Source organism: Marinomonas gallaica (genome assembly GCF_049821165.1).
GTDB classification, from domain to species: domain Bacteria; phylum Pseudomonadota; class Gammaproteobacteria; order Pseudomonadales; family Marinomonadaceae; genus Marinomonas; species Marinomonas gallaica.
In genome coordinates this window covers 971298-984015 of record NZ_CP187511.1, presented here as the reverse complement: position 1 = coordinate 984015, position 12718 = coordinate 971298, and the positions used below count along the sequence as shown (strand labels likewise).

The window sequence follows — 12718 nt, the reverse complement described above, 5'->3', positions numbered from 1 at the left end:
CACAGAATTTCTCTAATGCTCTTTCGCGCTCGCTAATACCTCTTCGTAAGCCATTTCTTCGTACTTACCAAACACCGGTTGCTGACGTGCTTTGAGCTTAGTAAAGATCGGCTGAGTTAGACCTACCAAAAAACGAGTCATTAACACTGGCGTTACTTGCGCTTGAGGCAGTTTCTGAAGCAGCCAAGTCTTAGCTATTTGGATATCCGAACCTAGGCTATCTATCACTTGATTGACGCTATTTTTCTCGAAAGACAACACGTTGCCGCGACATACCGAACAGTGACCACAATGCTCCGGCGCATTCTGATCACCAAAGTAGCGTGCTAAGTTGCGATTCAAACAACGGTCCAATTCAAAGAAGCGAATCATGGTAGCAATACGCTCAATCTCTGAGGTTTGTTTTTGCTCCACATAGCGTTGCAGAGTGTGCGCCATGTCAGGGGTAAGCAATTCCGTTCGAACACCGTACACTTCAGTCAGACCTTTGGTTTCTAGGGTAATACAATCACGGTCAGCGAGTTGCTCTAATAAACTGAGCACCGTGCCGCGATCAACGCCTTGCTGATGTAGTCGTTCGAAATCCGGAACGCCCCAGATTTTCTTAAACACGGTTTGTTGAGCAACCTGGCTAAACAACGCTTGCTGCTCAGGCGTTAACGCTTGCGCGATCTGCTCAAGGCTTTGATTCCATTTGAGCTTCACATCACTGTAGTAGCTATAACGAGGCACTATCGCCCCCGCCAGCTCCAGTTGCACCAATAACGTTTTCAGCGGCAAGGCGCGAATATTGGTGACCTGTGACAAGCCATAGGCTTGGGTTTCCCACTCACCGTTGACGGTATTACTGAAGACTTCCTGCAGCAATGCTTGAATATTGTGAGGCTCTGGTGTGTCACCGTAGACAAAGTTTTCCAGTACGTGCAAACCGTCAAGACTTGCCAACATAACGCAGCGGCTCGGCTGTCCGTCACGCCCTGCACGCCCTATTTCTTGGCTGTAGTTTTCAATTGATTTAGGGAGGTCGTAATGCACCACAAAGCGAATATCCGACTTATCAATGCCCATACCAAAGGCGATTGTCGCAACGATAATGCGCGTTTGCCCTGCCATAAAATCATTTTGTATCGCTGCCCGAACCTCATTGCCTAGGCCTGCATGATACGACACCGCCGAATAGCCAGATTGCTGCAAGCTGGCCGCCAACTCGTCGGCGGTTTTTTGCTGCGTTACGTAGACAATGCCCGTGCCTTGCGTGTCATTGAGCACTTGGCGCAACAGGGCTTGTTTGTCTTGACCTTGGGCGGGGATTAAGTCGATGTCTAGGTTTTGACGGTAAAAGCCAGTTTGCACGATGTGCTCGGGGGCAATATGAAATTTCAGCGCCATGTCTTTTTGCACGCGACGGGTCGCCGTCGCCGTTAGCAATAACACCAAGGGAATATTCAGCTCCTGCTGATATTGCGGCAGCTTCAAATAATCGGGGCGGAAGTTATGTCCCCATTCGGAAATACAGTGCGCTTCGTCCACGACCAACATCGACACCGGCACGTTTTGAATAAAACGACGGAAGCGTTCATTTTTGAAACGCTCCACCGAAATCATCAAGATTTTAATACGCCCATCGCGTACTTGTTGCATCACGGCTTGGCTTTCTTCTTTGGTTTGCGTCGAGTCTAAACTGGCGCTCGGAATGCCTTTGCTTTGTAGAAATGCAAGCTGGTCATGCATCAACGCAATCAACGGCGAGATCACGAGCGTTAAGTTCGGAAGCTGAGTCGCGGTAAATTGGTAGCACAGGGACTTTCCTGAGCCGGTAGGGAAGACTGACAGCGCGGAATGCCCTGCTAGAAGTTGCTCGATCGTTTGTTGCTGTCCTTCGCGAAAACGGTCGAAGCCGAAGTATTGTGTTAGCAATCCTGCTAATTGTTGCATAAATCGTGGCCCTATTTTGAATAACGGTGGAAGCTGCAAAGCAGGCATACCATTGTGACGAATTCGGTGCTCCAATAACACCTATAGTCATTAACTAACGTGATCGATTCAACGCACCGATCCCTATTGGGTGTAGATCATAGGGAGAAGAGGAGCAAATGCCAGAACATCAGCACGGCCTATTTATTGACGCAGAGCGTTATCAGCAAACATTATTAGTCCGAGTCAAAGTCAGTGGTAAGCTGACTCAGGCAGACTATAAAGAGCTGTCACCGAAACTGGACGCGGCGCTGTATGCTATGCACGCCTCACAGGTGAACATTCTGGTCGACATTTCTGAGTTTGATGGCTGGGAATGGCGTGCTGTATTCGATGATATGAGCCTTGGGTTGCGTTTAGGCGCAGAATTTAATCGAGTTGCTTTGTATGGCCAGAAGTCTTGGCAAGGCCTGTTAGCACGCAGTCGCAGCTGGTTTACTGGCAGCAAGATCAAAGCTTTTACCCATTATGACGATGCATTTAAGTGGTCACTGGCTCCTTAAACAGGATTCTCTGTTAGAATCGCGCCATTCTTTTTTGCATGAGCGCTGATCTATTATGGAAACTCCGACCATTGAAGCCATTGAGGCTTGGACAACTCCTCTATTTGTCACTCAGTTGGCAGACCATGAGTTTTTAAAAGATGCTCTATTAGCACACGTCTATCAACGCCAAGCGGCGCAAGAAAATACTGTCGACAGTGATATTGCCGTGCTGGCAAAACACAACCTGTCGGAAAGTCGTTTGGACTTTCTAGAGGACGATGTTCCAGAAGTCATGGAGCTGCGCCGTATGGTCGAAGAAATGGTGGCTGATGTAGCCCTTGAGATGAATCATCAACATTGGCCTGAAGACAGCGAAGCGTACGCGCATGTGATTGAGTCTTGGTATCACATCACAAAAAATGGCGGCTATCACGACGCTCACTCCCACCCAAATTGCTCATGGTGTGGCATTTATTATCTGGACCCAGGTGAGGCTACACTTGAAGGCCGTAATGGGATTAACCGCTTTTACGACCCTAGGGTAAACGCCGAGCATTACGCAGACCCAGGCACCGCCTATTTAGGTGGCCAAGGCTTTTGGGACTTCGCACCAAAAGAAGGTCAAGTGGTGATCTTTCCATCGTATTTAAAGCACTCAGCACTGCCCTATTTCGGTCAGAAAGACCGCATTGTGGTGGCTTTTAATTGCGTGATAGAGTTGGACTAAGTAAGTCTTTTAAGAGGCCCTATAGCATGAATTTAGACGATATCCCGATGTCACCCCATGACGATCAAGCGAAACGCGATGCCCTCATCGGCTATGTATTCATGTTATTGGGTTTATTTACCGGTATTTTTTGGATCATCGGAGCGGTATGGGCCATGGCCAAAACGCGCGATGCTCAAGGTTCCATATTCTACGATCACTTCCGTAACATTACAGGAATATTCTGGTGGGGGCTTGGCATCAGTTTGATTGGTTTTATTCTTGCCATATTCTTTATTGGCTACTTATTGCTGCTCGGTATTTGGATTTGGTCAATCGTGAAATTAGTGAAAGGGATCCTACGCCTTACGAACGACCTTCCCTATCATGACGCGGCCTAAGCCTCGCGTCGCTCAATTGCTGTGGAAAATGGTGCCATTATATTGACCTAGATTCGGTTTCAGACACTTAAACAGATATATCGTAGTGGTAATATATGGTCATATTTTTTACCACCTCTGTCTATTTGGTTCATTCCATAAGGAACGCCTGCTGTGTCAAGCCGCTCTGCTGCCAAAATAAATCAGTACTTTCGTCAGACCATTCCTATGATGGTTAAGAATAATGTGCCGATTACCCCACCGTATTATACGCTTTGGTATTCCTATACCTCAGGGGATATTCCTGAACTAAGCACTCGTATCGACGACATCGTACAACGACTTGGGCAGTGTGATCGCTACATGTGTGACGTTTTGTTAGAGGAGTTTGTCGTAGACGCTGCGGAAGACACATTGGCACAAGTGCAAAGCAGCATCAATCAAGTGGTAAAATCCCTACACGCTTCGACTGAGAGCGCCATGAGCCATGCCGATCACTTAAATCAATCCATGTCTGCTGATATCGAAAAGCTCTCTCAAGAGGCTATTCAATCAAATACTCATTCAGCTCACAAATTGGTATCCATCGCCCGCCGTTTTATCGACAAAACGGAAGATTACCGTACCCAGCTAGAACAACAGAATGCTGAGATCCAAGCGCTCAAAGCGAAAGTCGCCGAGACTGAGAAACAACTCTTTATCGATGGATTAACGGACATTAATAATCGCCGTAAATTCAACGACGACATTGCTCTCTACACGGCATCAGCTGATAAGACTTGCTTGGTAATGGTCGATATCGATCACTTCAAACCGTTCAATGATGAGTATGGTCACTTGCTAGGCGATAAAATCATTCAAACTGTTGCCAAAACGCTAGAACAAAGTTGTGTACAAACCTCTGGCGCACAAGCGTATCGCTTTGGTGGTGAAGAGTTCGCGATACTCTTGCCTAACGCTAACCTTAAAGCGGCCATTCAATTCGCTAATGACGTGCGTGAGCGCATCAGCCGCCTAAACCTAAAAAATAAAAAAACCGGACAAAGCATTCGCCCAATTACAACGTCCGTTGGCGTCGCGCAGTTTCAGCCAGGGGAGTCTCTAGAAGCACTACTTGAGCGCGCAGATCAATACCTCTACGCAGCCAAACACGCTGGTCGGAACTGTGTGCGAGCCGCCGTCGCCTGATTCCTACTCCCGCTCAATTAAAACTTAACCGCTCAGTCTAGTAGGCAGTTAAGAGCTGAATTGCTAGAGTAGACGAACCATACAATAGAAGTGATTAGGAGAGCGTTTTTATGGCGCACCAATACCACCCACTCGGATTTGAAGGTTCTCGTATTGCTCAAGGATATTGGCGTCTTGCTGAGTGGGGCATGAACGACCAAGAGCTGTTGAGTTTTATTGAACAAAGCATTACCGCGGGCATTACCACTGTCGATCATGCCGACATCTATGGCGATTACCAATGTGAAAGCTTGTTTGGCCGAGCATTAGCACTGAAACCTTCACTACGCGATAAACTGCAAATCATCACTAAGTGCGGCATTAAGCTGCCTAGTAAAAACCGCCCAGAAATTACCTCGCACCGTTACGATCAAAGCGTGCAACATATTCTGCAAAGCGTTGACAACTCTCTGCAAAACCTAAAGGTAGATCACATAGAGCTGTTATTACTGCATCGCCCTAGCCCGTTGATGGACGCCGACCATATTGCCGAAGCGTTTGAGCATTTGCACACCATCGGCAAGGTCCGACACTTTGGTGTATCAAACTTTAACGCTCAGCAGTTTGATTTGCTGCAATCGCGTTTGGAAATGCCACTGTTAGTCAACCAAGTCGAGCTCTCTCCGCTCGAGTTGAAGCACTTTGAAGACGGCACCTTAGAACATGCGCAGCAACATGCAGTCACACCGATGGCATGGTCACCGTTTGCGGGGGGTGATATGTTCCGTTTAGAAGGTATAAACCCAACACTTTTTAAAGCGTTAACAGAAGTATCCGAGGCGCATAACGCCAGCTTAGATCAAATCGCTTTGGCTTGGCTAATGCGTCATCCTTCCGGTATTGCACCGGTGATTGGCTCGGGGAGTATCGAACGGGTATTGTCCGCCCAACAGGCACAATCCATTGAGCTCAGCGACGATCAATGGTTTGCCATTTGGGTCGCGTCCAAAGGTCATCCCGTACCTTAACGGTATTAAGGCGTTGGCAGCAGTGCCAGCGCCATACTTCCTGCCAGCTTTGCTGCATGGTGATCATGGCCTAAATAGGCTTGAGCAATCGCGCCTTCTTTTAAAAGGACAACCTGATTCGCCAGCTGAGCCGCTTGCTCAGCCGAATAAGTCTCGCTTAAGCGCATTTGCGTGTAATCTAGGATAGCTTGCTTATGAGCATGACACAGCTCGTTCACGCGATGCTGGAAAAACTCGCCATTGACCTTCACAAAGAAACACCCCTGAAACGGCATCAAAGTCTCCACTCGATCATTAAACCAATCATCTAGGCCTTGAAACATCGCCGCAATCGCCGCAGGGGCCGACGATGTTGAATTCATTAAGCCAAATAGCCACGTCTGAAAGCGCTCATCACGATAGGCAATCACGGCTTCCAATAATGCTTCTTTGCTCGCAAAGTGGCTATACAGGGTTTTCTTAGCAATGCCTGCTTCGCTCAAAATTTGATTAATGCCCACACTGTGCACGCCATTCATATAAAACAACTTAAATGCCGTTTGAATTAATTCGTCTCGTTTCGTCATACCAACTCGCCTCCAATGCTAAAAAGTTTGACAGAGGTAGACCGATCTGTCTACCCTTTAAGAGTAGATAGATCGGTCTATCCCTGAAACCTATTATCGATAGAGACCCACATTATGATACTAAACACCGTAAATCAGTCCTCTTGGGGCAAAGCCTTGGTCGCAGGCCTCGGCGCCAGTTTGTGTATATTTTTACTTAGCCTTGGCGGCAAACTGAGCCCTGAATATGTGGGTCTCATGGCGCCGTTTGGAGCCACCATGGTAATTCTCTTTGCCTTGCCGCAAAGCCCCTTAGCGCAACCCCGTAACATCATCGGTGGACATGTATTAACCGCTGCCATCGGTGTTCTGATGGTGCATTATTTTACGGTATCACCGCTTTCGTTAGGGGTTGCGGCAGGCTTAGGTGTCGTAGGCATGATGCTTACCAACACTCTACACCCACCGGCAGGCGCTAACCCACTTTTGATTATGTTGACGCAAGCACCATGGAGTTTCGTATGGAACCCAGTACTAACGGGAGCCTTGGTTATAGTCTTTGTAGGCTGGTTATACCATCGCTTTGTCAGTGGTACGCAATACCCTAAAAAACAAGGATGATGACCCTCACTTGCTTGCTAAGCAGTTCGATTGTCCCCATGGTTACAGTCATGATGAGATAACCGGAGGACAATATGTCAGTCCCATTTTCAATTTTAGATTTAGCCCCTGTCGGTGAAGGCCACTCTGTGGCAGACGCGATACAAAACAGCCAAGCCCTCGCCCAATGCGCCGAAGCACATGGCTATCAGAGGGTTTGGCTTGCCGAGCATCATGGAATGCGCGGTGTATCCAGCGCAGCGACCGCTGTCATGTTAGCGGGTATCGGTGCGGCAACAAGCAAAATTCGTATTGGGTCGGGAGGCGTCATGCTTCCAAACCACGCGCCACTGGTGATTGCTGAGCAATTCGGTACACTCGCTGAAATGTATCCTGGACGGATTGACCTAGGGTTAGGACGTGCGCCGGGAACAGATATGGCGACGGCTAGAGCATTGCGCCGTAATATGGGCGGCCAAGTAGACACTTACCCAGATGATGTAGAAGAGCTGCAAGGCTATCTTGCGGATGAAAACAAGGTGAAGCCTATTATAGCCGTGCCAGGACAAGGGACCAATGTACCCATCTGGTTACTCGGTTCTAGCTTGTACTCGGCTCAATTGGCTGCCCACATGGGCTTGCCGTTTTCATTCGCATCCCACTTTGCACCCGATATGTTACTCGAAGCAATCAATGTCTATCGCGCCAATTTCCGCCCTTCTGAGCAACTGGATAAGCCTTATGTATCGGCCGGTGTCATGGCTTCAGTGGCTGACACTCAACACGAAGCAGAATACCACTTCACCTCGGCTCAACGTCAATTTGCACATCTACGCAGAAATGCTAATCGTCCATTTCCAGCGCCAGTAGAAGACTTGTCATCTGTAATTGCTGCCGCCGAAATGCCGATGATAAACCAGACACTGCGCTATGCAATGGTCGGTACACCTGAACGAGTGCAGGACAAACTGAGCCAATTTATTGAACAAACCAGCGTAGATGAAATGATCTTCTCATTTCCCATTCATGATCAAAAGGCTCGCCTAAAAGCCGTCGAATTGACAGCTGGAATAGACCTCATGCAAAAACAAGACTGGCATTAACGGATAACCCCAGAGTTACGACTCTGGGGCGGTAATCTTAGGCTTTTCAGGTAACAATTTTTCCAGCGCCATCGTCAACGCGGGCGGAGCAACCGTACCATGATTCATGTAAGGAAGTATTCGATATTCACTGTCTAGCCCTTGCTCCGTAAAACGGTCTTGTGCCCACTGCGCGTCCTCTAGCATATAGTCGGCTTCTTGCTCGCCCATCACTATAAAGATTTGCTTGCCCGTTCTAGAAGTACTTTCTTGCTTGGCCAACAACGGTTTCAAATAGCCATTATTCCACCATAACGATGGGCTAATCGCGCTATAACCATTAAAGGCTTCTGGGCGTGTATTCAGCGCGTACAACGTAAACAGTCCGCCTAATGAATGACCAAAAAGGATCTGTTGATCTTCGTTAATGGGGTACTGCTTAGCAAGCCAAGGACGAATGTCGTCCACCAGTAACGACAACGTCTGCTTGCCTCCGCCAAACGTCATATCTTTAAAACGCGCCATATGCTTTTTCGGCATCACCGGCGGCGCTAGCGTTGGAGGTGTCAAATCTAGCCAACGACGCTCCGTATCGTGTGTGCCTTCAATTGGATACCCCAACCCAACAATGATCGCTGGCTGCTTATTTTCAAATCGAGGGTGCATTAATTTTTTACTGGTAATGACAGCGGAACTAAAAAAAGCATTACCATCCATCAAATACACCACAGGAAAACCATCGGCTGGCGCTTCGCCTTCCGGTACAGAAATAAACACTCGATAAGGTGCATCCTGCTTAGCCACTTGCCAATCCACGTAATAACTGTCGGGCAAAGTCATTATCACAGGCTGCGGTTCAGACACCGGCTCGGCATACACCTGAGTCACACAACTCATGGTACATATTGCCATGCTGCATAGTCGGCGTACTGATTGATAAAACATATTGCTACTCCGTAGTGATCAGTGAAACTAGACAACTCGACAGATACCATTCGATAGATAGACGAAAAATGAATAAATCTAACTGCAAACCTAGCTAACTCGCTACATGCCCAATGACTTATCACTACTATGCTGAACGACAAAGCTGTCTGTTAGAATAGAATTAGGTGACATGGAAGAACTCAACACACGCCACCTAACCGAGCTCTGCTCAGAAAGTGAAATAATGCGGGCAAACAAATACAAATGCAAATCATTATCCTTTAAGCATACTAATCTATTAATGACTTATGGTTAAAGACAGCTAAATGGCTCTTCTATCGCAGCAAAAGTCTTTCATTTTGCGACACAGACATGCATGATTTTGCCCATCCTGAAACAGGAGCCTTTCACCACGAAAGCGGCACGATTAATATGCCGTTTTTAGCTTTTTAAATACGTTGGAGTTCCCTGATGAGCCAAGCAACTGTTGAATTACTGCAAAAATATTACGAAGCCTTTAACGCTCAAGACATGGGCACTTTTTTGTCGCTTCTCACGGATGACGTAGTGCATGACATCAACCAAGGTGATCGTGAAGTGGGTAAAGACTCGTTCGCGGCGTTCATGGATCGTATGAACCAAAACTACAAAGAAACCATCGTCGACATCGTCGTTATGTCAAACGTCACTGGTGATCGTGCAGCGGTAGAGTTCACCGTACTGGGCGAATACCTAGCCACCGATGAAGGTTTACCCGAAGCCAACGGTCAAACTTACAAGCTTCCAGCAGGTGCGTTCTTCGATATTCGTGAAGGCAAAGTGGCGCGTGTAACAAACTACTACAACCTAGAAGATTGGATCGCCCAGGTTTCAGCCTAAGCGTTGATTACGTGATGCTAACATTTCAACGTTTATCCGGCCCCGATCTCAACCAGTACATCGATGAACTGGCCCAGTTGCGCATGCGCGTATTCCGCGACTTTCCGTATTTGTACGATGGCGATGCGGAATACGAAGCACGTTATCTAAAAACCTACATTGACGCCCCCGACAGCGTCATCGTCCTAGCATTTGATGGGGATAAGATCGTGGGCGCTTCCACAGGCTTACCGCTGCGCCATGAAACCGATGAGGTAAAACAGCCATTTTTAGACGCTGGTTATGATCTTGACGATATTTTCTACTGTGGCGAATCAGTGTTGCTGTCAGAGTATCGTGGTCAAGGCGCTGGTGTGGCGTTCTTCGATCATCGTGAAACGCATGCACAAAGCATAGATGGTATGAAATATTCTTGCTTCTGTGGTGTGCAGCGCCCTGATAATCACCCAGCTCGTCCAGCAGACTACGCGCCACTGGACCAGTTCTGGGGCAACCGTGGTTACCATAAGTGTCCAGAACTGACGACTCATTTTAGTTGGAAAGACGTCGGGGACACCGAAGAATCCCTTAAACCCATGACCTTTTGGATGAAGCCACTATCATGAGCGCATTTAAACTTGCTACTGCCCAATACGACATTAGCTTTTTCAGTGAATGGCAAGGGTTTGTCGACAAGCTCGACACTTGGGTCGCGGGCGCCGCTCAGCAAGGAGCCAAACTATTGGTATTCCCTGAATACGGCAGTATGGAGCTGGCATCTCTGTTTGGCGAAGCCGTGTACAGTGATTTACAACAGCAATTGCACGCCATGCAAACGTTGCTTTCCAAATGGCACGCTTTGCACGAAGAGCTTGCCCAACGCTACGATGTCCTCATCCTCGCAAGCTCATTTCCTACAGAACAAAGTGATGGCTCTTTCTTAAACCGAGCTAATCTATTCGGCCCAGAGGGATTGCTAGGTTTTCAAGACAAACTGATGATGACGCGCTTTGAAAACGAGCAATGGCACATCACGGGGGGCGAAGAAATCAAAGTGATCGATACGCCACTGGGGCGTATTGGCATTCATATCTGCTACGATTCTGAATTCCCAATGATCGCAAATCAACAAGTCGCAGCGGGAGCCGATCTGTTATTGGTGCCCAGCTGTACCGACACTCCAGCGGGGTTCCACCGTGTGCGTATTGGCTGTCAGGCTCGTGCCTTAGAAAACCAGTGTTACGTGGTGCAATCTCCGACCGTTGGCAACGCACCTTGGTCCGAAGCCGTCGACATCAATACTGGCCGCGCCAGTGTTTATACACCCGTGGATTATGGTTTCCCTGATAACGGTATCTTAGCCGAAGGCAACGATAACGACATCGGCTGGGTTTACGCCACCGTCGACCTAACGCAGATCGCCCGTATTCGCGATGAAGGCCAGGTCTTCAACTACCGCGACTGGCCAAAGCAATTCGCTCTAAGTGGCCCTAGAGGATAGCCTACATTTGGATAGGCTGAATTTTATGCCATTCAATTAGCTTGCACCTGTCTCGTTTTATTTCTAAACATCAACGCGTCAGCGCTAATTGTACGCATGGAAGCAATCCCAACAGGCCTTCATTGTCGCTAAAACCCAAAAAACTAATGCGCCATTGGCACTGATTTAGGAGTACAATGCGCGCCATCTTTTATTTGTGGTAGATAAAAATGGCCATTAAAGCAACGATTTATAAAGCGTCAGTACAAGTGTCCGACATGGACCGTAATCATTACCAAGGTTATGAGTTAACACTCGCCTTACACCCGTCTGAAACCGAAGAACGCATGATGGCTCGTTTAGCTGTCTTTGCATTACTTGCAGATGAGAAAGACGGTGTGGAACAGCTATCCTTTACCAAGGGGATCAGTACCGATGAAGAACCGGATTTATGGCAGAAAAACTTTTCTGATGAAGTCTTGCTTTGGGTCGAGCTAGGTCAACCGGATGAGAAGCGCCTGCGCAAAGCTTGTGGTCGTGCGCAACAAGTTGTCATAGTGAATTACAATGACAAATCAGACATCTGGTGGGAACAAAACAAGAGTAAACTGAGTCGCTTTAGTAACCTACGCGTACTGCAATTTGCCGAATCAGAAATCAAAACGTTTGAAAGCCTGTGCAGCCGATCTATGCAGCTCAATGTGACCATTCAAGATGGCGAAATGTGGGTATCAAACGACCAAGGTGAGTGCGTCCTGCGGCCTACTTGGCGCTAGACGTTGAGTCAGGCGGGCTCTGCTCGCCAGATGAACCAAAGCGAGTTGCAACATATTGGCTAATGACACCAAATAATTCTGTTTGAATGCCCTTTAAAACCGTTCGTCGAGTTTGGTGGGCGGTCTCACATTGCGTAGTCAACCCCAAAACAAAGCTGATAACCAAACCCTTCGTGCTCGAAACAGACTCTAAAGTTTGTTTTTTGATGAGAGTACGATCCGCACCGGCTTTCGCCTGCTGACGTTTACAACGCTTGTAGAGCTTTTCACGCTCTTGGTACATCTCATTTAATCCAAACATTAGTCATCCTCACTGTCTGTCGGAATAATCGCATCTAAAGTTCGAGTCAGATCCAGTCGCTTTAATGTGCGTTTAATTAAATACACTAAAAAAAAGGCACCTAGCAAGGTCACGACAAACGCGGTAAATAAAATGCCAAGTAAGTGTAGCCCTGCATACCAAGCTGCGGTAGCAATTAGCGCTATTAGCAGCAGCCAGCTGGTTACCAACAGGAAAACGGCACCACTTAACAAAGCGACGAGCTGAGCTCCTGACGTCATCCAGATCTTGGCTTCTAGTGCGCCAAGTCCAATGATGCTTTTGAGCCACTTTTTGTGGCTCATAGTCAGCTGATCGACCGTTACCGCCTCATCAGTAGAGGAAGTATCTTGCGTGCTTGCTCGGTTTTCCTGTTGGTTCATGCAGTGCC

General features: G+C 47.8%; 16 protein-coding genes. 11 read left to right on the top strand and 5 right to left on the bottom strand.

The window, feature by feature from the left end; translation table 11 throughout:
• Positions 1–12 precede the first annotated feature (12 nt).
• Positions 13–1935, bottom strand: coding sequence for a RecQ family ATP-dependent DNA helicase (locus ACPUEK_RS04605; protein ID WP_425642492.1), 1923 nt, complete (start codon positions 1933–1935; stop codon positions 13–15).
• A 158-nt stretch (positions 1936–2093) separates the two neighbouring features.
• Between ACPUEK_RS04605 and ACPUEK_RS04600 the strand changes: the two genes are divergently transcribed.
• From ACPUEK_RS04600 to ACPUEK_RS04580, 5 genes are all read left to right on the top strand, one after another.
• Positions 2094–2477, top strand: coding sequence for an STAS/SEC14 domain-containing protein (locus tag ACPUEK_RS04600; RefSeq protein ID WP_067223654.1), 384 nt, complete (start codon positions 2094–2096; stop codon positions 2475–2477).
• Between the two features lie 55 nt (positions 2478–2532).
• Positions 2533–3186: a TIGR02466 family protein gene (locus ACPUEK_RS04595; protein WP_067032787.1), complete on the top strand. Its 654-nt coding sequence runs from the start codon at positions 2533–2535 to the stop codon at positions 3184–3186.
• 26 nt (positions 3187–3212) lie between these two features.
• Positions 3213–3566 (top strand): DUF4870 family protein, encoded by a 354-nt coding sequence (locus tag ACPUEK_RS04590; protein WP_067032784.1) that lies wholly within the window; start codon positions 3213–3215, stop codon positions 3564–3566.
• Positions 3567–3719: 153 nt separating this feature from the next.
• The gene (locus ACPUEK_RS04585; protein WP_067223662.1) at positions 3720–4733 is read left to right on the top strand and encodes a GGDEF domain-containing protein; all 1014 of its coding nucleotides are present in this window, start codon (positions 3720–3722) and stop codon (positions 4731–4733) included.
• A 110-nt stretch (positions 4734–4843) separates the two neighbouring features.
• The gene (locus tag ACPUEK_RS04580) at positions 4844–5740 is read left to right on the top strand and encodes an aldo/keto reductase (RefSeq protein WP_067223665.1); all 897 of its coding nucleotides are present in this window, start codon (positions 4844–4846) and stop codon (positions 5738–5740) included.
• A 5-nt stretch (positions 5741–5745) separates the two neighbouring features.
• Here the strand turns inward: ACPUEK_RS04580 and ACPUEK_RS04575 are convergent, their stop codons facing one another.
• On the bottom strand, positions 5746–6306 hold the full coding sequence (locus ACPUEK_RS04575; protein WP_067223668.1) for a TetR/AcrR family transcriptional regulator: 561 nt from the start codon (positions 6304–6306) through the stop codon (positions 5746–5748).
• A 114-nt stretch (positions 6307–6420) separates the two neighbouring features.
• Here ACPUEK_RS04575 and ACPUEK_RS04570 point away from each other — a divergent pair, with 114 nt between their 5' ends.
• Complete coding sequence (locus ACPUEK_RS04570) at positions 6421–6906, top strand: HPP family protein (RefSeq protein ID WP_067223670.1); 486 nt, start codon at positions 6421–6423, stop codon at positions 6904–6906.
• Between the two features lie 74 nt (positions 6907–6980).
• Positions 6981–7988: an LLM class flavin-dependent oxidoreductase gene (locus ACPUEK_RS04565; RefSeq protein ID WP_425642489.1), complete on the top strand. Its 1008-nt coding sequence runs from the start codon at positions 6981–6983 to the stop codon at positions 7986–7988.
• 15 nt (positions 7989–8003) lie between these two features.
• On the opposite strand, the gene ACPUEK_RS04560 is transcribed toward ACPUEK_RS04565, so the two are convergent.
• Positions 8004–8912, bottom strand: coding sequence for an alpha/beta hydrolase (locus tag ACPUEK_RS04560; protein ID WP_425642487.1), 909 nt, complete (start codon positions 8910–8912; stop codon positions 8004–8006).
• A gap of 453 nt (positions 8913–9365) precedes the next feature.
• Here ACPUEK_RS04560 and ACPUEK_RS04555 point away from each other — a divergent pair, with 453 nt between their 5' ends.
• From ACPUEK_RS04555 to ACPUEK_RS04540, 4 genes are all read left to right on the top strand, one after another.
• Complete coding sequence (locus tag ACPUEK_RS04555; protein WP_425642485.1) at positions 9366–9773, top strand: ketosteroid isomerase-related protein; 408 nt, start codon at positions 9366–9368, stop codon at positions 9771–9773.
• 14 nt (positions 9774–9787) lie between these two features.
• Positions 9788–10378: a GNAT family N-acetyltransferase gene (locus tag ACPUEK_RS04550; RefSeq protein WP_425643016.1), complete on the top strand. Its 591-nt coding sequence runs from the start codon at positions 9788–9790 to the stop codon at positions 10376–10378.
• Complete coding sequence (locus tag ACPUEK_RS04545; protein WP_425642483.1) at positions 10375–11253, top strand: carbon-nitrogen hydrolase family protein; 879 nt, start codon at positions 10375–10377, stop codon at positions 11251–11253. The genes ACPUEK_RS04550 and ACPUEK_RS04545 overlap by 4 nt, the downstream gene beginning before the upstream one ends.
• Positions 11254–11462: 209 nt before the next feature.
• Positions 11463–12008 (top strand): YaeQ family protein, encoded by a 546-nt coding sequence (locus ACPUEK_RS04540; protein WP_425642481.1) that lies wholly within the window; start codon positions 11463–11465, stop codon positions 12006–12008.
• Here ACPUEK_RS04540 and ACPUEK_RS04535 read toward each other — a convergent pair.
• Together ACPUEK_RS04535 and ACPUEK_RS04530 are read right to left on the bottom strand one after the other, a co-directional pair.
• Positions 11995–12309, bottom strand: coding sequence for a hypothetical protein (locus ACPUEK_RS04535; protein ID WP_067101692.1), 315 nt, complete (start codon positions 12307–12309; stop codon positions 11995–11997). The genes ACPUEK_RS04540 and ACPUEK_RS04535 overlap by 14 nt on opposite strands.
• Positions 12309–12710, bottom strand: coding sequence for a hypothetical protein (locus ACPUEK_RS04530; protein WP_425642479.1), 402 nt, complete (start codon positions 12708–12710; stop codon positions 12309–12311). The genes ACPUEK_RS04535 and ACPUEK_RS04530 overlap by 1 nt, the downstream gene beginning before the upstream one ends.
• Positions 12711–12718: the final 8 nt, after the last annotated feature.